General features: G+C 72.2%; 18 protein-coding genes and 2 tRNA genes. 14 read left to right on the top strand and 6 right to left on the bottom strand.

Annotation, left to right across the window (positions count from 1 at the left end):
• The first annotated feature begins 9 nt into the window (after positions 1-9).
• The 4 genes from DQ392_RS27190 to DQ392_RS27175 are packed head-to-tail and all read left to right on the top strand — an operon-like array spanning position 10 to position 2,940.
• The gene (locus tag DQ392_RS27190) at positions 10-918 is read left to right on the top strand and encodes a class I SAM-dependent methyltransferase (RefSeq protein ID WP_220182664.1); all 909 of its coding nucleotides are present in this window, start codon (positions 10-12) and stop codon (positions 916-918) included.
• Entirely contained in the window at positions 918-1,937 is a 1,020-nt protein-coding gene (locus DQ392_RS27185) for a DMT family transporter (RefSeq protein ID WP_114018345.1), read from the top strand. The genes DQ392_RS27190 and DQ392_RS27185 overlap by 1 nt, the downstream gene beginning before the upstream one ends.
• Before the next feature lie 2 nt (positions 1,938-1,939).
• Positions 1,940-2,176, top strand: a complete 237-nt coding sequence (locus DQ392_RS27180) for a Trm112 family protein (RefSeq protein ID WP_114018344.1) — start codon at positions 1,940-1,942, stop codon at positions 2,174-2,176.
• On the top strand, positions 2,173-2,940 hold the full coding sequence (locus DQ392_RS27175) for an FkbM family methyltransferase (protein WP_114018343.1): 768 nt from the start codon (positions 2,173-2,175) through the stop codon (positions 2,938-2,940). Before DQ392_RS27180 ends, DQ392_RS27175 begins: the two co-directional genes overlap by 4 nt.
• Before the next feature lie 27 nt (positions 2,941-2,967).
• Here DQ392_RS27175 and ku read toward each other — a convergent pair whose 3' ends face one another.
• Entirely contained in the window at positions 2,968-4,047 is a 1,080-nt protein-coding gene (gene ku / locus DQ392_RS27170) for a non-homologous end joining protein Ku (RefSeq protein WP_114018342.1), read from the bottom strand.
• Between the two features lie 30 nt (positions 4,048-4,077).
• On the opposite strand from ku, the gene ligD reads away from it, so the two are divergent.
• Positions 4,078-4,989, top strand: coding sequence for a non-homologous end-joining DNA ligase (ligD, locus tag DQ392_RS27165; protein WP_114018341.1), 912 nt, complete (start codon positions 4,078-4,080; stop codon positions 4,987-4,989).
• 79 nt (positions 4,990-5,068) lie between these two features.
• On the opposite strand, the gene DQ392_RS27160 is transcribed toward ligD, so the two are convergent.
• On the bottom strand, positions 5,069-5,356 hold the full coding sequence (locus tag DQ392_RS27160) for a YtxH domain-containing protein (protein WP_114018340.1): 288 nt from the start codon (positions 5,354-5,356) through the stop codon (positions 5,069-5,071).
• A 191-nt stretch (positions 5,357-5,547) separates the two neighbouring features.
• Here DQ392_RS27160 and DQ392_RS27155 point away from each other — a divergent pair.
• From DQ392_RS27155 to DQ392_RS27130, 6 genes are all read left to right on the top strand, one after another.
• Positions 5,548-5,620 (top strand) — tRNA-Asn (locus DQ392_RS27155).
• Between the two features lie 223 nt (positions 5,621-5,843).
• A tRNA-Ile gene (locus tag DQ392_RS27150) sits at positions 5,844-5,917 on the top strand.
• Positions 5,918-6,293: 376 nt separating this feature from the next.
• The gene (locus DQ392_RS27145; protein ID WP_114018339.1) at positions 6,294-6,527 is read left to right on the top strand and encodes a hypothetical protein; all 234 of its coding nucleotides are present in this window, start codon (positions 6,294-6,296) and stop codon (positions 6,525-6,527) included.
• 5 nt (positions 6,528-6,532) lie between these two features.
• Positions 6,533-7,147 carry a Clp protease N-terminal domain-containing protein gene (locus DQ392_RS27140; protein ID WP_114018338.1) on the top strand — a complete coding sequence of 205 codons (615 nt, stop codon included), beginning with the start codon at positions 6,533-6,535 and terminating at the stop codon, positions 7,145-7,147.
• Between the two features lie 190 nt (positions 7,148-7,337).
• Positions 7,338-7,868, top strand: coding sequence for a hypothetical protein (locus DQ392_RS27135; RefSeq protein WP_114018337.1), 531 nt, complete (start codon positions 7,338-7,340; stop codon positions 7,866-7,868).
• A gap of 179 nt (positions 7,869-8,047) precedes the next feature.
• The gene (locus tag DQ392_RS27130; protein ID WP_114018336.1) at positions 8,048-8,581 is read left to right on the top strand and encodes a hypothetical protein; all 534 of its coding nucleotides are present in this window, start codon (positions 8,048-8,050) and stop codon (positions 8,579-8,581) included.
• Positions 8,582-8,692: 111 nt separating this feature from the next.
• Here DQ392_RS27130 and DQ392_RS27125 read toward each other — a convergent pair whose 3' ends face one another.
• Entirely contained in the window at positions 8,693-9,889 is a 1,197-nt protein-coding gene (locus tag DQ392_RS27125) for a MalY/PatB family protein (RefSeq protein WP_114018335.1), read from the bottom strand.
• A gap of 214 nt (positions 9,890-10,103) precedes the next feature.
• Here DQ392_RS27125 and DQ392_RS27120 point away from each other — a divergent pair, with 214 nt between their 5' ends.
• From DQ392_RS27120 to DQ392_RS27110, 3 genes are all read left to right on the top strand, one after another.
• Positions 10,104-11,510: an FGGY family carbohydrate kinase gene (locus DQ392_RS27120; RefSeq protein ID WP_114018334.1), complete on the top strand. Its 1,407-nt coding sequence runs from the start codon at positions 10,104-10,106 to the stop codon at positions 11,508-11,510.
• A gap of 207 nt (positions 11,511-11,717) precedes the next feature.
• Positions 11,718-13,451, top strand: coding sequence for an ABC transporter ATP-binding protein (locus DQ392_RS27115; protein ID WP_114018333.1), 1,734 nt, complete (start codon positions 11,718-11,720; stop codon positions 13,449-13,451).
• A complete protein-coding gene (locus DQ392_RS27110; protein ID WP_114018332.1) occupies positions 13,451-15,370 on the top strand; it encodes an ABC transporter ATP-binding protein in 1,920 nt (639 codons plus the stop codon). The genes DQ392_RS27115 and DQ392_RS27110 overlap by 1 nt, the downstream gene beginning before the upstream one ends.
• Positions 15,371-15,491: 121 nt before the next feature.
• Here the strand turns inward: DQ392_RS27110 and DQ392_RS27105 are convergent, their stop codons facing one another.
• From DQ392_RS27105 to dnaG, 3 genes are all read right to left on the bottom strand, one after another.
• A complete protein-coding gene (locus DQ392_RS27105) occupies positions 15,492-16,304 on the bottom strand; it encodes a S1 family peptidase (protein WP_114018331.1) in 813 nt (270 codons plus the stop codon).
• 179 nt (positions 16,305-16,483) lie between these two features.
• Positions 16,484-17,728: an RNA polymerase sigma factor gene (locus DQ392_RS27100; RefSeq protein WP_114018330.1), complete on the bottom strand. Its 1,245-nt coding sequence runs from the start codon at positions 17,726-17,728 to the stop codon at positions 16,484-16,486.
• A gap of 255 nt (positions 17,729-17,983) precedes the next feature.
• Entirely contained in the window at positions 17,984-19,897 is a 1,914-nt protein-coding gene (gene dnaG, locus DQ392_RS27095; RefSeq protein WP_114018329.1) for a DNA primase, read from the bottom strand.
• Between the last annotated feature and the right edge of the window lie 100 nt (positions 19,898-19,997).

The raw sequence follows: 19,997 nt of genomic DNA, 5'->3' as shown, positions 1-19,997 counted from the left end.
AGGACCGCGATGAGCGGCGGCACAGTACGCAGACACCGGCACGGCGGGACGCACGGCGGTGCGCGGGACAGCGCGCGGCAAGACGGCGCCTGGCAAGACGACACGCGGCAGGACGGCGCTTGGCAGGGCGGCGCTTGGCAGGGCGGCGCTTGGCAGGGCGGCGCTGAAGGCGGTCTGCGGGAGCTGTACGAGGACCCCGCCACTCCGGTCGCCTCGGGGCCCGACCGGGCATTCCGCCAGGCGGCCGTTCTCTCCCGCGCGCTGGGGCCCGTCCCCTCGACGGTGCTGGACATCGGGTGCGGTGACGGCACCGCTGCCGCCGCCGCGGCCACCGCCCTGGCCCGGCACCGGATCGTCGGCGTCGACTGGTCGCAGGACGCGCTGCGCCGCGCCGCCGAACACCTGAGTGCCGTGCGCGGCGAACTGTCCGCGCCCGGGCTGCCGTTCGCGACCGGCGCTGCTGACGCCGTGCTCTTCTCCGAGGTGATCGAGCACCTCGTCGACCCGGACGCCGCCCTGGAGGAGCTGCATCGCGTGCTGCGCCCCGGCGGCCATCTGCTGCTGTCCACCCCCAACCTCGCCGCCTGGTACAACCGCCTGCTGCTGCTGTGCGGCACCCAGCCGGTGTTCTCCGAGGTGTCGCTGCGCGGCATACACGGCAGGCCCGGATCCCAGGTCGTCGGACACCTGCGGCTGTACACGGCGCGGGCGTTGCGCTCCCTGCTGCCGGCCGCCGGCTTCCACGTCGTACGGATCACCGGGGCGCCCTACCACGACGTACCGCGCCCGTTCCGCCCGCTGGACCGCGCCGCCTGCCACACGCCGTCCCTGGCGTCCATCCTGCTGGTACACGCCCGCGCTGTGCCCAGACGGGAGCGCGGGCCACGCGCCGACCCCGCCCCGCGCAAGGGCAGCTGATGGTCCTCGGCGTCGCGGCGGCGCTGCTGGCCAACCTGCTCTTCAGCGTGGGCTTCGTCATCGAGAAGCGGGCGCTGTCCGCCCTTCCTCCCCTGTCCGCTGGACAGCCGGCGCGGCTCGTCCGGCACCTGGTGCGCAGCCCGCTGTGGCTGGTCGGCGCCGCCTCGCTGCTGCTGGGCTTCGCCGCGCAGCTCGCCGTCTACCGCACGCTGCCCCTCATCGCGGCGCAGGGCCTGTTCGTGACCGGTCTCGTGATGCTCCTCCTGCTGTCCACGGCGTTCCTGGGCGAGAAGTCCGGCGGACGCGAACGGCTGGGGATGGCGGCCATCGTGGCCGCGCTCGTGATGATCGTCGCGTCGCTGCGGGACAGCTCCGAGACGATCAGCGCCCTGGCACCCGCGCCCCTGCTGCTGGCCCTGAGTCTGCCGTCCCTGGCCGTGGGGATCGGGCTGTTCCTGAGCGCCGAGCGCCGCTCCCGCCGGCGCCACCGGCTGCCCACCGCCGGCGTGCCGTACGGAGTGGCGGTCGGCTTCCTGTACGGGGTCAGCTCGCTGGCCGTCAAGGGCGTCGCGGGGCTGCTCGACCCCGGCGACGTGCGCGGCACCGTGGTGTCCTTCGTCACCTCCCCTTACCCCTACCTGCTGGCCTTCACCGGCACGACGGGGCTCGTCCTGTCGCAGACCGCGCTCCAGCGCTGCCGCGCCTCCCTGGTGGTGCCCGTGTGCACCACCGTCAACTTCCTCTACGCCACGGTCAGCGGCACCGTCGCGTTCGCCGAGCCGCTGCCCGACGAGCCGCTGCGGCTCGCCCTGCGGCTGGGCGGCGCCGTCCTCGCCGTCTGCGTCCTGGTGGCCCTGCCCCGCCACGAGCCCGACACCACGGCGGACGGCGCGCCGGAAGAGGTCCTTCCCGCGGACGGCCCGGCACACACGGTGCTGCCACCGGCCGGGCGCCCGCTGTCGGCGACGCTGCCGCCCACCCGCCCCAAGAGCCCCCACCACGCACCCGAAAGGCCCTGACCATGCCCAGCCTCTCCGCCGACGACCCCCTCCTGAAGATCCTCGCCTGCCCCCTGGACAAGGGGCCGCTCGTTTTGATCGAGCCGGACCAGACGCTCTACAACCCCCGGCTGCGCCGCCGCTACCCCGTCCTCGACGGCATACCGCAGCTCCTTCCGTCCTCCGGCGAACAGGTCGCCGACGAGGAACACCAGCGGCTCATCGAGGCGCCGGCCGCCCCTAAGGAGCCGGCGCCATGACGCTCGCCTCCCGCCTCGGCCCCCACCTGCCCCGGCGCCTGCTGACCGCGGGCACCGACTGGCTCTACCCGCGCTTCGAACCCGAACTGGGCCGCCTGTCCGACTACTGTCCGCGCGGGGGTACGGCGGTCGACGTCGGCGGCTGGTACGGGCCGTGGACGCGCCGGCTGGCACACCGCGCCGACCGCGTCGTCACCCTCGAACCCGTCCCGCACCTCGCCCGCCACCTGCGAGCCACGGCACCGCCCAACGCCCGGATCCTCCAGGCGGCGGCCAGCGACCACACGGGCAGGGCGACGCTGTGGCTGCCACCGGACGGACGCGGGGACCGGGGCGTGTCCTCCCTGGTGCGCCGCCAGGTGCACGAGGTCTCGCTGGACGTTCCCTGCCTCCCGCTGGACGCGTTGGGGCTGACCGACGTCTCCCTCGTCAAGATCGACGTGGACGGCGGTGAGCGAGCCGTCCTGCACGGCGCCGAGTCGACCCTGGCCCGGGAGAGGCCCGCGCTGTTCGTCGAACTGGAAGCGCGTATCCAGCCGCTCCCCCCGGTGCTGTCACAACTGGCCTCGCTCGGCTACAGCGGCTGGGTGCTGCCCGCGGACACCTGGGTGCGGCTGGCCGACTTCGACCTGGCGGCACACCAGCGGCGCACCGTGCACGTCGCCGACCACGGGCTGGTGCGACGCTCCCTCACGCCGCACCGCCGCTACGTGAACTCGGCCCTGTTCCTGCCCGAGGGCCGCAGACCTGAGCGGCACGGGTAGCCGCCTCCCTGCGGCGCCCAGTACCGTTCAGGCGGTCTTGCGGGGACGGGCGGCCTTCTTGGCCGCCGTCTTCTTCGCGGCGTCCGTCTTCGTGCTCTTGGAGGCGGCCTTCTTCGTGCTCTTGGCGCCTGACTGCTTCGTGCTCTTGGCGGCCGGCTGCTTCGCGGTGGACTTCTTGGCGGCCTTCTTCGTGCCCGCCGGCTTCCGGGAGGCCGTCTTCTTCGACGCGGCCTTCTTGGACGCCGTCTTCTCGGCCGGGCGCTCCCCCGCACGGCGCTCCGCCAGCTCGTGCACCGTCGCCTCGCCGCCCTCCCCCGCGTCCCGCCCGCCGCGGGCCTCCTGCACGCTGCGCTCCAGCACGGACATCAGGTCCACCAGCTTCCCGCCGCCGGCCTCCGTCCTGCGGCGCAACTCCTCGGGCGGCGGCTCCACCCCCTCGGCCTTGGCCCGTACGAGTTCCTCGAGCGCCTCCCGGTACTCGTCGCGCAGGTCGCTCCAGTCGAGCTCGCCCAGCGTCTCCATCAGGGTGTCCGCCAGATCCAGCTCCTGGTCCCGTACGGCGACCTCCCCCTCGGGCGCCACACCACTGGCCGACCTGATCTCGTCCGGCCACAGCATGGTGTGCAGCGCGAGCGCGTCCTCGTAGACCCGCAGCATCCCCAGGCTCTCGCGCGCACGCAGCGCCAGCTTGGCGACGGCGACCTTGCCCGATCTCTTGAGGGCCTCACGCAGCAGCACGTACGGCTTGTCGGCGCGCCGGCCGTCCGCGGCCAGGAAGTACGAGCGGTCGAGCTGGATGGGGTCGATGTCCTCGGCGGGGACGAAGCCGAGGATCTCCACCGTCTTGGCGGTGGGCAGCGGGAGCGCCGCCATGTCGTCGTCGGTGAGGAGGATGGTGCGCCCCTCCTCCGTCTCGAAACCGCGGCCGATCTCCTCGCGCGGGACCTCCTGCTCGTCCAGCTCGCACACCTTGCGGTAGCGGATGCGGCCCCCGTCGTCCGTGTGCACCTGGTGGAAGGAGACGCTGTGGTTCTCGGTGGCGGACACCACCTTGATCGGGATCGAGACCAGCCCGAAGGAGACGGTCCCTTTCCAGATTGAACGCATACTTTGTCCCTTCTATGGGACTCTCAGGTTATGCCGCACACGGAGATCGGGGGCCACCGGCTGGCCCTCAGCAACCTCGACAAGGTGCTCTATCCGGCGACGGGTTTCACCAAGGGAGAGGCGATCCACTACTACGCCTCGATCGCCGACGCCGTCCTGCCTCACCTCGACGGACGCCCCCTCTCCTTCTTGCGCTACCCGGACGGCGTGGAGGGCGAGAAGTTCTTCACCAAGCACGTTCCCCCCGGCACGCCCAGCTGGGTGACGACCCGCAAGATCAACGTCGTCAGCAAGGAACCGCTGCACCAGGTGCTCATCCAGAACGAGGCGACCCTGGTGTGGGCCGCGAACCTCGCCGCGCTGGAACTGCACACCCCGCAGTGGCGGTCCGACCACCAGGCCAGGGCCGACCGCCTCGTCTTCGACCTCGACCCAGGCGAAGGCGCCGACATCCTGGACTGCCGCACCCTCGCCGACTGGCTGCGCGCACGCGCCGCCGACGACGACATCACCCTGCTGCCCAAGACCTCGGGCTCGAAGGGCCTGCACCTGATCGCCGCCCTCGAACGCACGCCCTCGGACCAGGTGTCGGCGTACGCGAAGAAGCTCGCGCAGGAGGCCGAGGCGGACATGCCCGACCGGGCGGTCAGCAAGATGGCGAAGAATCTGCGCGGCGGCAAGGTCTTCGTGGACTGGTCGCAGAACAACCAGGCCAAGACCACCGCCACGCCCTACACCCTGCGCGCCAAGGACCGCCCCACCGTCTCCACGCCGCTGACCTGGGAGGAGCTCGCCGCTGCCCGGAAGCCGGACGACCTCGTCTTCCTCACCTTTGACCTTCCCGCCCGCATCGAGGAACACGGCGACCTGCTGGCGCCCCTGCTCGCGGAGGAGAAGAAGGGCAGCCGCAAGAAGAGCGCGCGCGGCCGGATTCCCCGGTAGCGCGACTGCCCGGCGAGCCGGCGCGTGCTGCGGCGGCCCCGGCCGTCCAGAGCCGGGGCCGCCGCAGCGCGCCGGGGTGCTAGCGGCCCTCGGCGCCCCAGTCGTCGCCGGAGCGGGCGCGGTGGTCCCGGACCGTGCGCACACGGTCGCCGAGCGAGGAGGGGAGCCGGTCCTGGACCCGGTCGGCCGCCTTGGACGCGGCCTGCCGGCCGCTGAGGGCCGCCGCCTCTCCCGCGTTGCGCACCGCCGGGTTCTCCGAGATCCTCCGCACGCTCTTCCTGATCTGCTCGTAGCGCTCGCGTCCCGCGCGGGCGCCGAGCAGGTAGCCGACGGCCAGTCCGGACACGAACGTGAGCCGGTAGCGCATAGCTTTGCCCCTTCTCTCGGCCTTGAGGTCCATCTCCCGGCGTCCCGGCCGCGTCGGCCGCCGGGACGCCTCAAGGGGTACCGCGCATGGGCGACGGCAATACCGATTTCGGAGCACCCCCTGGCATGCGCTAATGTATTCCCCGTCGCAAGGGAGCGCCCCGGCCATCGGGAGCGCGACCGGCGGGACATTCCCGTGTAGCTCAATCGGCAGAGCAGCCGGCTGTTAACCGGCAGGTTACTGGTTCGAGTCCAGTCGCGGGAGCAGCACCGGAAGGGGCCCCTGAGGGGCCCCTTCTTCTGTGTCGGTCCCCGCCCTGTTCCGGGCTGTCGCGGGTGACTTCGGGGAAGTTGGCGCCGGCCGGGAACCGATCACCCCTGGTTCGGGGTCCTCACCTGCGTAGATCTCCCCCGGCGCGGGCGGGAGATCCTATGAACGGTTATGCTGCGGCAGACGGCGCGCACAGATGTGCGCGGTGCGCCGTTACGGGGCGGTAGCTCAGCCGGTTAGAGCAGCGGACTCATAATCCGTCGGCCGTGGGTTCGAGTCCCACCCGCCCCACGGGCGCAGGTGTACGAAAAGCCGTCGCCACCTGCACAGCGAGCGCCCCACCCGGCCCCGGCCCGGTGGGGCGCTCGGGCTTTCCAGGGGCGACTCGCGAGCCCCGAGGCGAGCCGGACCATCCCCTTGGCCCCTCCTTCGAGTGAACCTCGACTTCACTCCTTCGGGCACCGAAAGGCCACCCCCTCCTCGCTCCGGGCGGCGAACGCCCGCCGGGGCCGGCCACCATGAAAAGTCGTCACCCCCCAGACCGGTGACGCCCGCACACCGGGCGCCACCCGCCGGCCCCCGGCGACGCCGGACCGGGACGAAGCGAGCGAACCGCACGTGTCAACACCGGTTGACAGCCCTCTGCTTGTCATCCTAGGTTGACAGCATGGCAGGTACCGAAGCGCAGGAAACGGTGCATACCGCTCAGGCCGCCCTGAACAGCGACCCGGCAGTCGGCCTGCGGGCCGTCGCCGCGTTGCGGCGGCTCGCCGAGCGGCTGGAGGCACTCCAGGTCGAGGGCGCCCGGCGCCAGGGCTGGTCCTGGGACGAGATCGGGGCGGCCCTGGGTGTCAGCCGGCAGGCGGTGCACAAGAAGCACGCGAAGCGGAAGGGAAGGTGAGGCCGGTGTTCGAACGGTTCAGCAAGGAGGCGCGGGAGGTCGTGATCCGCGCGCAGGAGGAGGCCGGAGCGCTGGGGCACGAGTGGATCGGCACCGAGCACCTGCTGCTCGCGGCGCTGCGCCACCCTCGGCAGCCGGGCGCGGCGACCCTCGTCCGCCTCGGCGTCACCCCCGCCTCGTGCCGGGCGGCGGTCGCCGGAGTGGTGAGCGGGACGAGTGACGATCTCGGGCCGCGGGACGCCGAGGCGCTGCGGACGTTCGGTATCGACCTGGAGGAGGTCCGCCGGCGCGCGGAGGAGTCGTTCGGCCACGGCGCGCTGGACGGCCGGGCGGGCGCCGGGGACACCGGCGTCCGCGGGCCGGGCGGGCGGCGCCAGTCAGGCGGCGGCCGGGCGCTGTCCCGGCACCTCCCGTTCGCCGCCCGGGCGAAGAAGGCGCTCAAGGGCGCGCTGGGCGAGGCGCTGGCGCGCAAGGACCGGCGCATCGGCGTGGAGCACGTCGTGCTCGGCCTGTCGCGCTCCGACGACCCCCTCTCCCTGGGCCTCTTCGCCCGGCTCGGCGTCGCTCCCGAGGTCCTCAGAGAACGGGTGCTCAGCGACCTGCGGGAGGCCGCCGCCTGAGGCCGCCGGGGGCAGGGGGGCGGACGGGGCCGATGTGGCTGACGTGACGTCAACTCGCCTGGTGCGCTCCGCAGGAGGCGTACAACCCCGGGCGGGGCCAACGTGTCTTACTGGGTATCCGGGGCATCGACCACATGCCTCGAATGTCTCGTATCCGACCGTTGTTCAGGAAAGAGGGGGAAAAGTCGCTATGCGTTCCACTCGTTTCTCCAAGGGCGCACTGGTCGCCGCCACCACGGCACTGGTGCTGCTGCCCGCCGGCGCGGCGTACGCGGGCAGCGGCCCGGCCACCGGCCCTTCGCAGAAGCTGACCCGCACCTCGGCCCCCTCCCCTGAGGGGAACCCGGCGAGCAAGCTGGCCAAGGCCTCGGGCGTCTGCGACGACGCGGTGCAGATCGGCGAGCGCGCGCTGATCAAGCGCGGCTCGGAAACACTTGCCTCCGTCAAACAGTTCTACTCGAAGAAGTGCCACGAGAACTACGCGTACCTGTGGGTGTGGGAGAGCTTCCGCGAGACCGCCGCGCCCTACGACGTGACCCTGGGCGTCTACAGCTACGACGACGACTCGGTGCACGCCGCCAAGACGTGGAAGGCCACCAAGCAGCAGGAGTTCTGGTCCGAGGGGGCGAACACGGTCGAGGCATGCACGTCCGCCGTGGGCTCGCTGCGCCCGGCGGGCTCGCCGCAGGCCTACCAGGCGTTCTCGCAGAAGCGCTGCTGAGCACGGGGACGACCGGGGGCCAATGACCGGGGTCCGGCACCGCGTTGGCGGGCCGGGCCCCGGTCGCACGACCCGCCGTGACGCGCGAATCCCGGCCGTGGACGCCGTGGGATCTTACTGTGATGCCCGATCCGGCCTTTTTGTCCGGAAGCTCACGCTCTCCCCGAGGAGGAGACCCCATGCGTACCCTTCCGCCCGTCAAGGGCGCCCTCGTAGCCGCGGCCTGCGCGCTGGCCCTGCTGCCCGCCGGTGCCGCCCAGGCCGGTTCCGGTCCGGCTCCCGCTCCTGGCGGCGACCGCGGGGCGACGGCCATGAACGCCGCCCCCGAGTCCGACGCCTCCGAGGGCTCGGCCCAGCAGGCGCGCGTGTGCGCCGACGCCTACCAGATCGGCTCCACCGGCTACGTCAAGCGCAAGGGCCACGTCATCGCGTCGGTGAAGCAGTTCTACTCGCCGCGCTGCAACCGCAACTACGGCTACCTGTACGTGTGGAAGAGCTTCCGGCAGAAGCACCCGTACTGGTCGACCAACATCGCCGTGTACGACTTCAAGACGCACAAGCTGGTGGGTCTGCGCAGCTGGAACCACACCAAGGCATCGTCCTTCTGGTCGTACCCCGCGGACACGGTGCGCCACTGCACGGCGGCCCGCGGCGTCGTGCGCGCCCCCGGCGACAGCAAGCAGAACTTCGCGTACTCCTCGAAGCGCTGCTGACGCGACCGCGTCCGCACCACCCCGCAGGACCCCGGACCCGTGACCGTACAGACCGGTCACGGGTCCGCCGCGTACCGCGGAGCCTGTGCCGCGGAGCCCGTGCCGCGGCGCTCACACCGCCGACGCCATCCGGCGCACGGCCTCGTCGAGGATCTTTGGCGAGGTGGCCAGATTGAGCCGCACGTGCCCGGCTCCCCCGGTGCCGAAGGCGGGGCCGGAGTTGAGGGCCACCCGCCCGCGCTTCAGGAAGACGGCGGCGGGATCGTCGCCCAGGCCCAGGGCGCGGCAGTCGAGCCACGCCAAGAAGGTGCCCTCGGCCGGGCGGTAGCCGACGCCGGGCAGGTGGCGTTCCAGGAGCCCGGCGAGCAGCCGCCGGTTGTGGTCGAGCCCCTCCAGCAGGCCGTCGAGCCAGCCGGTGGCGTGCCGCAGCGCCGCGGCATGGGCGAGGACCCCCAGGTGGCTGGGGCCGTGGCCGACCTCTTCGGGCATGCGGGCCAGATCGTCGGCGGCCTCGCTCCCCGCGAGGGCGAGCGCGGCCTTGAGCCCGGCCAGGTTCCACGCCTTGGAGGCGGACATCAGGCTGAACGCGCGCTCGCCACCGGGCACCGAGAGGTAGGGCACGTGGTGTGCGCCCGGCAGCACCACCGGCGCGTGGATCTCGTCGGCGACCACCCGTACGCCGTGTGCCCGCGCGCGAGCGGCCACGTCGGTGAGTTCACCGGCCGTGTGCACGGTGCCGGTGGGGTTGTGCGGACTGCACAGCAGGTAGGCGGCCCGGCGGCCGCCCTCGACGGCCCGGGCGAAGGCGGTCTCCAGGACGGCCGGATCCAGCCGTCCCGCCTCGTCCAGCGGGGCCTCGACCACCCGGCGGCCCAGATGCGTCACGAACTGGTAGAAGGGCGTGTAGACGGGGGAGTTGACCACCACGGCGTCCCCCGGCCCGGTGATCAGCTTGAGCACCTCGACGACGCCGAGCATCACGTCGGGGACGAGGGCCGTGTGCTCCGGCGGCACCTCCCAGCCCCAGCGGCGCCGGGTGAAGTCGGCGAGCGCCTGTGCGTAGACCGTGCCGGCCGGATAGCCGGTGTCGCCCAGCCGCACCGCCTCGGTGATCGCCTCGGCGACCGGTTCCGCCAGCGGCACGTCCATCTCGGCCACCCACAGGGGCAGCACGTCGGGTGCGTAGGTGCGCCATTTCATGCTGGTGCGGCGGCGCAGTTGGTCGAGGGTCAGGCGCCGCAGCGGATCGGGCTCGGTCACGCGGGTCACAGGGGCTCCCTTCACGGCAACGGCAACGGCAACGGCCATCGCATCCGCGGTGCGGCTTCCGGGCGTCTCCCGGTGCGGAGGGGGTGCACGACGCACGGCGGTGACCGCTCTCACGCTAGGACGACCGGACACGATCCGCGACGGTGCACGCGTGCGGGGCAGGCAGGCGCGAGCTGACGGGCGGGATGAGGCGTGGGTCACGGGTGCGGGGGGCCGGGTCCGGTACGGGTACCTATGAGGCATCATTCCGGCCATGGGGATAGTCGCCGGACTGGACAGCTCAGCCGAGTACACAAGCATCGTCGTCTGCGACGCGGAGACGGGCGCGGTCGTACGGCACGGCCACGCCGCACACCCTGGGGAGCGCGACGATCCGCAGTCCTGGCTGCTCTCACTCGGTGAGGCGGCGGGCGGCGGGCAGCTCGCCGACGTGCAGGCCATCGGCGTCTCAGGGCAGCAGCAGGGCCTCGTCGCGCTCGACGAGACGGGCGCCCCGGTCGGGCCCGCACTGCTCGGCAACGACCAGCGGGTGCAGACCGCGGCCGCCGACCTGGTGGACGCGCTGGGCGGCCGCGAGGCGTGGGCGCAGGCCGTCGGCACGGTCCCGCAGGCCTCCCACCCGGTCTCCAAGCTGCGCTGGCTGGCGCGCGAGCAGGAGGAGGCCGCCCGTCGGGTGGCCGAGGTGATGCAGCCGCACGACTGGCTGGTCTGGCAGCTGCTGGGCCGTCCGGAGCGCCGGGTGACCGACCGGGGCGACGCCTCGGGCACCGGCTACTGGTCGGCTGCGACCGAGTCCTACAGGCCCGACCTGGTGGAACTGGCGCTGGGCCGTCCGGCCAGGCTCCCCGAGGTCGTCAGCCCCTCCCAGCCGGCCGGGCACACGCCCGAGGGACTGCTGATCTCCGCGGGTACGGGGCAGACGATGGCCGCCGCCTTCGGGCTGGGCCTGGGGCTGGGCGACGCGGTGATCTCGCTGGGCGCCACGGGCTCGGTCTGCGCCGTCCACCACGAGGCGCCGGCCGATCCGACCGGCACCATCACCTCGTACGCGGACGCGACCGGCATGTACCTGCCCGTGGTGCGCACGCTGAACGCCACCCGGGTACTGCGGGGCGCCGCCGGGATGCTGAACACCGATCTGGAGGGCCTGTCCGAGCTGGCTTCGGAGTCGACGCCCGGCGCCTCGGGGCTGGTGCTGCTGCCGTATCTGGAGGGTGAGCGCACTCCGCAGCTGCCGCACACGGCGGGCTCGCTGCACGGGCTGCGGCGCGAGAGCATGAAGCCCGAGTTCCTGGCGCGGGCCGCCGTCGAGGGCATGCTGTGCGGGCTGGCCGACGCGCTGGAGGTGCTGCGCAGCCGCGGAGTCTCGGTGCGCCGGGTCTTCCTGCTGGGGCAGGCCGCGAACCTGCCGGCCGTGCGGACGGCGGCGCCCGCGCTGCTGGACGCCCAGGTGGTGGTGGCCGAGCCGGCCGACTACGCCGCGATCGGTGCGGCGCGGCAGGCCGCCTGGGCGCTGTCCGGTTCGGGTTACCCTCCACAGTGGCCCGCCGCGGCCTGCCAGGTGTTCGAGGCGGGTGACGAGCGCGCCGTCGGACAGGCCGTGCGGCAGCAGTACGTCACGGTGCGCGAGGAGATGTATCCGGGCGCACTGCCGGTGTAGTCCGCAAGCGGCGGTCCCGTCGCGGCGGACAGCCCGCCGCGACGGGACACCTGGGTCCGGCGCGGCCCCGCCCGTAGTCCCCTCCCTTTGCCAGGACTTGGCCCAGGTTGCGGTGGAAAAACTCAAAAGGAGAGGCGGCCGCGTGCCGCACGCAGTTACGCTCTTCCACTTCTGCTTCCCTCCCTCACTGACCACGAGGACATCCGTGTGCTGATCCGCCTACTGAGCGCCCGGTTGCGCCGCTATCAGCGGCCGATCGCGCTCCTCGTCCTGCTCCAGCTCATACAGACGAGCGCCACGCTCTACCTGCCCACGCTCAACGCGGACGTCATCGACAACGGTGTCGTCCTCGGCGACACCGGCTACATCCTGCGGCACGGCGGCCTGATGCTGGCGGTCTCGGTGGTGCAGGTCGTCTGCAACATCGGTGCCGTCTACCTCGGGGCGCGCACCGCCGCGGCGCTCGGCCGGGACATCCGCGCGGGCGTCTTCGACCGGGTGCAGTCCTTCTCGGCCCGTGAGGTCGGTCACTTCGGCGCCCCGTCGCTGATCACCCGCACCACCAACGACGTGCTTCAGGTGCAGATGGTGACGCTGATGGCGTTCACGCTGGTGGTCACCGCGCCGATCATGTGTTTCGGCGGTATCTTCATGGCGCTCGGCCAGGACGTGCCGCTCTCCTCGGTGCTGCTGGGCGTGGTCCCCGTGCTCGGCATCGCCGTCACGCTGATCGTGCGCCGGATGCGGCCGCTGTTCCGCACCATGCAGGAGCGTCTCGACCAGGTGAACCGGATCCTGCGCGAGCAGATATCCGGGGTCCGCGTCATCCGCGCCTTCGTCAAGGACGACTTCGAGCGGCGCCGCTTCCACGGGGCGAACACGGACCTGACCGACCTACAGGTGCGGACCGGGCAGCTGATGGCGCTGATGTTCCCCGTCGTGATGACGGTCGTGAACCTCTCCAGCGTCGTCGTGGTCTGGTTCGGCGCCCACCGCATCGACGACGGGGCCATGGAGATCGGCGCGCTGACCGCGTTCCTCTCCTACCTGATGCAGATCGTGATGTCGGTGATGATGGCCACCTTCATGTTCATGATGGTGCCGCGCGCCGAGGTGTGCGCCGAGCGCATCCAGGAGGTGCTCGACACCGACTCCAGCGTCGTGCCGCCGTCGGCGCCCGTCCGCCGGCTGCGCCGCCACGGCCATCTGGAGCTGCGCGGCGCCGGGTTCGGTTTCCCCGGCGCCGAGGCCCCCGTGCTTGAGGGCGTCGATCTGGTGGCGCGCCCCGGCGAGGTGACGGCCGTGATCGGCTCGACGGGCAGCGGCAAGTCGTCCCTGCTGGGTCTGATCCCGCGGCTGTTCGACGCCACGGAGGGCCAGGTCCTCGTCGACGGAGAGGACGTGCGCACCCTCGACCCCGACCTGCTGGCCTCGACCGTCGGGCTCGTGCCGCAGCGTCCGTACCTGTTCTCCGGCACGGTCGCCTCCAACCTGCGCTACGGCCGCCCTGACGCCAGTGACGAGGAGCTGTGGCACGCGCTCGAGGTCGCGCAGGCCAGGGACTTCGTCGAGCGGATGGAGGGCGGTCTGGACGCGGAGATCGCGCAGGGCGGCAGCAACGTCTCCGGCGGGCAGCGGCAGCGGCTGGCGATCGCGCGGGTACTGGTGCACCGCCCCGAGATCTACCTGTTCGACGACTCCTTCTCGGCGCTGGACTACGCCACCGACGCGGCGCTGCGGTCCGCGCTGGAGAGGGAGACCGCCGAGGCGACGGTGGTGATCGTCGCCCAGCGGGTGGCGACCATCCGGGACGCCGACCGCATCCTCGTCCTGGACGAGGGACACGTGGTGGGCATGGGACGGCACGACGAACTGATGGAGAGCAACGAGACCTACCGGGAGATCGTGCTGTCCCAGCTGACCGAGAGCGAGGCCGCCTGATGAGTGGTGCGGGAACGGGTGGAGCGCCGCCGCAGCGGTCGATGGACTTCAAGGGGTCGGGCAAACGGCTGCTCGGCCAGTTCCGCCCCGAGCGCGGCAGGCTGTTGCTGATGCTGGCTCTCGTCGTCGCCAGTGTCGGCCTGAACGTGATCGGTCCGAAGATCCTCGGGCACGCCACCGACCTGGTCTTCGGCGGCTTCATCGGCGGCAGGCTGCCCGAGGGGCTCACCAAGGAGCAGGCGCTCGACGGGCTGCGGGAACGCGGGGACGGCGGGGCCGCCGACATGCTCTCGGGCATGGACTTCCGCCCGGGGCACGGCGTCGACTTCTCTGCCGTGGGCGGCGTGCTGCTGGCGGCGGTCGCCGTGTACGTGGCCGCCGGGCTGCTGATGCTGTGGGGCACGCGGATCTCGGTGCGGGCCATCAGCCGCACGGTCTTCAGGTTGCGTGAGCAGGTCGAGGCGAAGCTGTCCCGGCTGCCGCTGTCCTACCTGGACAAGCAGTCACGCGGCGAGGTGCTCTCCCGGGTCACCAACGACATCGACAACCTGGGGCAGACGCTCCAGCAGACGATGGGCCAGATCGTCAACTCGCTGTTGACGATCATCGGTGTGCTCGGCGTGATGTTCTGGATCTCGCCGCTGCTGGCGCTGGTCGCGCTGGTGACCGTGCCGCTCTCGGCGCTGGTCGCCACGCGGGTGGGCAAGCGCGCGCAGCCGCAGTTCGTCGACCAGTGGAAGTCCACGGGCGCGCTGAACGCGCACATCGAGGAGATGTACACGGGCCACTCGCTGGTGAAGGTGTACGGGCGGCAGCGGGAGTCGGCCACCGTCTTCGCCGAGCAGAACGAGCAGCTGTACAAGGCCGGGTTCATGGCGCAGTTCATCAGCGGCATCATGCAGCCGGCGATGATGTTCGTGGGCAACCTCAACTACGTGCTGGTGGCGGTCGTCGGCGGGCTGCGGGTGGCGTCCGGCGCGCTGTCGATCGGTGACGTGCAGGCGTTCGTGCAGTACTCGCGGCAGTTCAGCCAGCCGCTCAACCAGGTCGCCTCCATGGCGAACCTCATCCAGTCGGGGGTGGCCTCGGCCGAGCGGGTCTTCGAACTCCTCGACGCCGAGGAGCAGTCCGCCGAACCGGACGAGGCCCACGTCCAGCGTCCCGAACGGCTGCGGGGCCAGGTGGAGCTGCGGCGCGTCTCGTTCCGCTACACCGAGGACACGCCGCTGATCGAGGACCTGTCCCTGGCGGTGGAGCCCGGTCAGACGGTGGCGATCGTCGGCCCCACGGGCGCGGGCAAGACGACGCTGGTCAACCTGCTGCTGCGGTTCTACGAGGTCCGCTCGGGCCGCATCCTGCTGGACGGCACCGACATCGCGGCGATGTCCCGTGAGGAACTGCGCGCCGGCATCGGCATGGTCCTCCAGGACACCTGGCTGTTCGGCGGCACCATCGCGGAGAACATCGCCTACGGCGCCCAGGGGGCGACGCGCGAGCAGGTGGAGGAGGCCGCGCGTGCCGCGCACGCCGACCGCTTCATCCGTACGCTGCCGGACGGCTACGACACGGTGCTCGACGACGAGGGCGCGACGGTGAGCGCCGGCGAGAAGCAGCTCATCACCATCGCCCGCGCCTTCCTCTCCGACCCGGTCATCCTGGTGCTGGACGAGGCGACCAGCTCCGTCGACACCCGCACCGAGGTGCTGATCCAGCGCGCGATGGAGCGGCTCGCCTCCGAGCGCACCAGCTTCGTGATCGCCCACCGCCTCTCCACCATCAGGGACGCAGACGTCATCCTGGTGATGGAGAACGGCTCGATCGTGGAACAGGGCGACCACGCGGCCCTGCTGGCCGCGGACGGCGCGTACGCGAGGCTCTACCAGTCCCAGTTCGCGGAGGCCGTGGCCGAGGTGGACTAGCAGCCCGGAACCGGCCGACAGCCAGGCCGGGCGCCGCACCGGCCGTGACCCGCGGTGTCCTCACCGGCGGGCCACGGCCGAAGGCGTGCGAGGCGGATTCAGCCGCCCAGCCGGAGCGGGATCAGCCGCCCAGCTGCGCCGCGGCGTCCTCGATGTCAGCGGCGAACGTGCTGACCTCCGTGTAGACGCCGGGCTTGCCCGGCCTCGCGCAGCCGTCGCCCCAGCTGACGATGCCCACCTGGACCCACTCGCCGGCGTCGTCCTTGCGGAACATCGGGCCGCCGGAGTCGCCCTGGCAGCTGTCGACGCCGCCGGTGTCGAGCTTGCCCGCGCACAGCTCCTCGCCCTCGACCAGGTCGGGGTAGGCGCTCTTGCAGGTGGCGTCGTCCACGAAGGGGACCTCGGCCTTGAGCAGGTAGCGCTGCTGGTCGCCGCCTTCCTGGTCGGCGCCCCAGCCCGCGATGGTGAAGTCGCCCTCGTTGTAGGCGTCGTCCTTGGCGATGGGGAGGGTGGGCTGGTCGAGGGCCTTGTCGAGCTTGATGAGCGCCCAGTCCTTGCCCTGCCCGTCGTAGCCGGGGGCCTGGAGGACCTCGGTGGACTTGGCGGTGACGGCCGCCGGGTCCTCGAGGTCGACGACGCCGCCGGTGGCGGTGATGCTGGTGTCCGAGCCGCTGCCGTCCACGCAGTGGGCGGCGGTCAGCACGATGTCCTTCTCCAGCAGCGCGCCACCGCAGCCCATGGACAGCCGCACCATGAAGGGGAACTCGCCCTGCTCGGCGCGGGTTCCGCCGACGATGGTCGTGCCGGGTTCGCCGTCGCCTGCCGGGTTGCCCGAGGGCAGCGCGGAGGCGGCGGCGGGGCTCAGGCTGAAGGCGGCGAGCGCGACGGCACCGACGGCGGTGAGTCTCTTCAGGTGCTTCGTGGGGTTCTTCAACGTGCTTCCTCTCGTGGGGGGTTACTCGCACACACGACACCCGCGTGACGGGCGCATGCCAAGCGAATGCCGTGATTATGGAGAGGAATCGAACACGCTGACAAGGGTGCCTCCGCCGAGACCTCCTCAACCCCCTCGGTCCCTCACCTTCCCCGCCCTCCCCGGACCATGCAGACCCCTCAATCCAGGTAACCCCGCAACTGGTCGGCGAAGGCGTGCTCCCGCAACTTGGTGAGGGTCTTCGACTCGATCTGCCGGATGCGCTCCCGCGTGACGCCGAAGAGATTGCCGATCTCCTCCAGCGTGCGGGGCCGGCCGTCGATCAGCCCGTACCGCAGCTGGACGACCCGGCGTTCGCGCTCCTGGAGGGTGGAGAGCACGGCCTCCAGGTGCTCGCGCAGCAGCAGGAAGGCGGCCGACTCCACGGGTGAGGCCGCGTCACCGTCCTCGATCAGGTCGCCGAGGTTGACGTCGTCCTCCTCCCCCACGGGAGCGTGCAGGGAGACCGGCTCCTGAGCGAGCCGCAGCACCTCGCTCACCCGCTCCGGCGTCAGCCCGAGCTGGGCCGCGACCTCCTCGGGCGCCGGCTCGTAACCGCGCTCCTGGAGCAGCCGGCGCTGGACCCGCACCACCCGGTTGATCAGCTCGACGACGTGCACCGGGACGCGGATCGTCCGGGCCTGGTCGGCCAGGGCGCGGGACATGGCCTGGCGGATCCACCAGGTCGCGTACGTCGAGAACTTGTAGCCGCGCGCGTAGTCGAACTTCTCCACCGCGCGGATCAGACCGAGGTTGCCCTCCTGGACGAGGTCGAGCATCGTCAGCCCCCGCCCGATGTAGCGCTTGGCGACGGAGACGACCAGCCTCAGGTTCGCCTCTATCAGGCGGCGCTTGGCCACCCTGCCGAGCACCACGAGACGGTCGAGATCGAGGGCGAGCGCGCCCTCCAGTTCGGGGGTGTTGCCGAGCTTCTCCTCGGCGAACAGCCCCGCCTCCACCCGGCGGGCCAGCTCCACCTCCTCTGCCGCCGTCAGCAGGGGTATGCGGCCGATCTCGCGCAGGTACTGGCGGAAGAGGTCCGCCGAGGGTCCGGTGGTGGCCGGCTCCCGGCGGGCGGCCGGCTCGGGACCGGCCCCGGGCGCGGCGTCCTGGACGGGGGCGGTCCCGGGCACCGGCTGGGGCGGCGCGACGAGGGGAACGGTGGGCGGGGCGAGGGGCGTTGCCGGGGCGGCGGCAGGCGCCGCGTTCAGGGTCCGGGTCTGCACGGGGGCGACCTCCATGGTGATCGCTGCCGGTTCGGGGGCGGCGTGCGAGACGGGGACGGCTGCGGCCGGGCCGCGCTCCATCCCGTTCGATATGTGCGCATCCGCGGGGGATCGCGACCCGTCCTGGCCGACACCGCCCCGCTCCGAGGACTCAGGCACCGCTCACCAGTGTGGGGCAGGACACAGCCCGGCCACGAGGGGCGTGCGCACAGTTTTTCCGCCGAATGTGACCCACAGCGCACGACCCACTACACACGGACGGGGCGCGGGAGGCGCAGACGCACCGATGGGACGGAACCCGGGGCTCCGCTCCTGCGTCTGCGTCTGCGTCTGCGTCTGGACCCTGCCCGGGTCCGGACCTGGGACCCGGGGGCCTGCCCCTACGCCCGCCCCCATGGCCGCGCCGTCAGCGGGTCAGAGCGCCGCCGCCCCCCGCTCACGCAGCGCCGTGCCGTACTGCTGGAGCGTCCAGATCTGCTGGCGCACCCCCGCGGACCGCTCGTACTCCCCACGGGCCTCCAGGCGGCGCGCCGCGCCCTCCAGCTCGGCGATCCGGGCCAGCACGGCGGCGCGGCGCACGGCGACCAACTGCTCCCCCGCGTACGCCTCGTCGACATCGCGGCTGCGCGAGCTGCGCAGCGGCTCGACGGCCAGCTCGGTGACCAGCGACCGCACGGTGTCGTCCGGCGCCGCGTCCCGCACCCGGCCCAGGAAGCCGCTGTCGGAGATCCCCGCCTCGGCGCCGCCCGCCGACTCCAGCGCCTGCCGCACCACGGCGTAGGGCGGCGCGGTGAACTCGTCGGCTCCGTAGGCGTCGAACGCGGGCGAGACCAGCTCCGGACGCTGGAGCGCCAGCTTCAGCAGCTCCCGCTCGACCCGGTGCGCCGGACTGCGCAGGTTCAGCGCCGGACCGCGCGGCACGAACGGCGCCTGCACGGCGGCGGCCTCGTGCCGCCGGGCGCCCTGGGAGGCGCGCGGGGAGGCATGGCCGCGCTCGCGCGCCCAGCGGGCGAGCTGGGCGACGCGGCGGACGACGAACTCCTCGTCCACGATGCCCAGCAGGCCCGCCAGCCGCACCGCGTAACCCCGCCGGATGGAGGGGTCCTTGATCTGGACGACGACGGGGGCGACCTCCTCCAGCGCCGCCGACCTGCCCTCCGCGGTGTCCAGGTTGTGCCGGTCGACGATCGAGCGCATCGCGAAGTCGAAGAGCGGGGTGCGGCCCTCGACCACCTTGGCGACCGCCTCGTCACCCTCGGCCAGCCGCAGGTCGCACGGGTCCATCCCGCCGGGCGTGATCGCGATCCAGGTGCGCGCTGCGAACTTCTGGTCGTCCTCGAAAGCGCGCAGGGCCGCCTTCTGGCCCGCCGCGTCGCCGTCGAAGGTGAAGACGACCTCCGACTGCGCGTTGTCCATCAGCACCCTGCGCAGAATCTTCACGTGCTCCCCGCCGAAGGCGGTACCGCAGGTGGCGATGGCCGTGGTGACCCCGGCCAGATGGCAGGCCATCACGTCCGTGTAGCCCTCGACGACCACGGCGCGGTTGGCCTTGGCGATCTCCCGCTTCGCCAGGTCGATGCCGTAGAGCACCTGGGACTTGCGGTAGATCGGTGTCTCGGGCGTGTTCAGGTACTTCGGCCCCTGGTCGTCCTCGCGCAGCTTGCGGGCGCCGAAGCCGACCACGTCACCCGTGATGTCGCGGATCGGCCACATCAGCCGGCCGCGGAAGCGGTCGATGGGGCGGCCGTTGCGCGCCTCCTGGGCGAGCCCCGAGAGCGTCAGCTCTTTGTCGGTGAAGCCCTGCCCGCGCAGATACCGCACCAGGTGGTCCCAGCCCGCCGGCGCGTAGCCGATGCCGAAGTGCCGGGCCGCCTCCTGGTCGAAACCGCGCTCCGCGAGGAAGCGGCGGGCGATCTCGGCCTCGGGCCCGTCCAGCTGCTCGGCGTAGAACCGGGCGGCGATCTTGTGGGCCTCGACCAGCCGGGTGCGCTCGCCCTGCTGCGAGGCGCGGCCGTAGCCGCCCTCCTCGTAGCGGAGGGTGATGCCGGCGCGGGCCGCGAGCCGCTCGACGGACTCGGAGAAGGACAGGTGGTCGACCTTCATCACGAAGTCGAGGGTGTCCCCGCCCTCCTGGCAGCCGAAGCAGTGGTAGAACCCCTTGCTCGGGCTGACGTGAAAGGAGGGGGACTTCTCGTCGTGGAAGGGGCACAGGCCCTTGAGGTTGCCGCCGCCCGCGTTGCGCAGCTGGAGGTATTCGGAGACGACGGAGTCGATCGGGACCGCGTCCCGTACCGCCTTCACGTCCTCGTCGTTGATCCTTCCAGCCACGCGGCAAGTCTACGGCGCGCCGGTGACAGTCCCGCCCCGTGGTCAGGACCACCGTCCACCGCGCCGGTCGGGGCCGCGGTCAGGCCCCGTGGGCGGGGCC

This window comes from Streptomyces reniochalinae, from assembly GCF_003323735.1.
In the GTDB taxonomy this organism is placed as follows: Bacteria; Actinomycetota; Actinomycetes; order Streptomycetales; family Streptomycetaceae; genus Streptomyces; species Streptomyces reniochalinae.
The sequence above is the reverse complement of the archived record's forward strand: the minus strand, read 5'-3'. Positions and strand labels throughout refer to the sequence as shown.

Excerpts from the sequence above, each read along its gene's own strand:
- DQ392_RS27180 (WP_114018344.1), top strand. The coding sequence starts at position 1,940 with ATGCCCAGCCTCTCCGCCGACGACCCCCTCCTGAAGATCCTCGCCTGC.
- DQ392_RS27135 (WP_114018337.1), top strand. The coding sequence starts at position 7,338 with ATGCGTTCCACTCGTTTCTCCAAGGGCGCACTGGTCGCCGCCACCACG.
- DQ392_RS27185 (WP_114018345.1), top strand. The coding sequence starts at position 918 with ATGGTCCTCGGCGTCGCGGCGGCGCTGCTGGCCAACCTGCTCTTCAGC.
- ligD (WP_114018341.1), top strand. The coding sequence starts at position 4,078 with ATGCCGCACACGGAGATCGGGGGCCACCGGCTGGCCCTCAGCAACCTC.
- DQ392_RS27120 (WP_114018334.1), top strand. The coding sequence starts at position 10,104 with ATGGGGATAGTCGCCGGACTGGACAGCTCAGCCGAGTACACAAGCATC.
- DQ392_RS27125 (WP_114018335.1), bottom strand. The coding sequence starts at position 9,889 with ATGGCCGTTGCCGTTGCCGTTGCCGTGAAGGGAGCCCCTGTGACCCGC.
- DQ392_RS27145 (WP_114018339.1), top strand. The coding sequence starts at position 6,294 with ATGGCAGGTACCGAAGCGCAGGAAACGGTGCATACCGCTCAGGCCGCC.
- DQ392_RS27130 (WP_114018336.1), top strand. The coding sequence starts at position 8,048 with ATGCGTACCCTTCCGCCCGTCAAGGGCGCCCTCGTAGCCGCGGCCTGC.
- DQ392_RS27160 (WP_114018340.1), bottom strand. The coding sequence starts at position 5,356 with ATGCGCTACCGGCTCACGTTCGTGTCCGGACTGGCCGTCGGCTACCTG.
- DQ392_RS27175 (WP_114018343.1), top strand. The coding sequence starts at position 2,173 with ATGACGCTCGCCTCCCGCCTCGGCCCCCACCTGCCCCGGCGCCTGCTG.
- DQ392_RS27110 (WP_114018332.1), top strand. The coding sequence starts at position 13,451 with ATGAGTGGTGCGGGAACGGGTGGAGCGCCGCCGCAGCGGTCGATGGAC.
- DQ392_RS27190 (WP_220182664.1), top strand. The coding sequence starts at position 10 with ATGAGCGGCGGCACAGTACGCAGACACCGGCACGGCGGGACGCACGGC.
- ku (WP_114018342.1), bottom strand. The coding sequence starts at position 4,047 with ATGCGTTCAATCTGGAAAGGGACCGTCTCCTTCGGGCTGGTCTCGATC.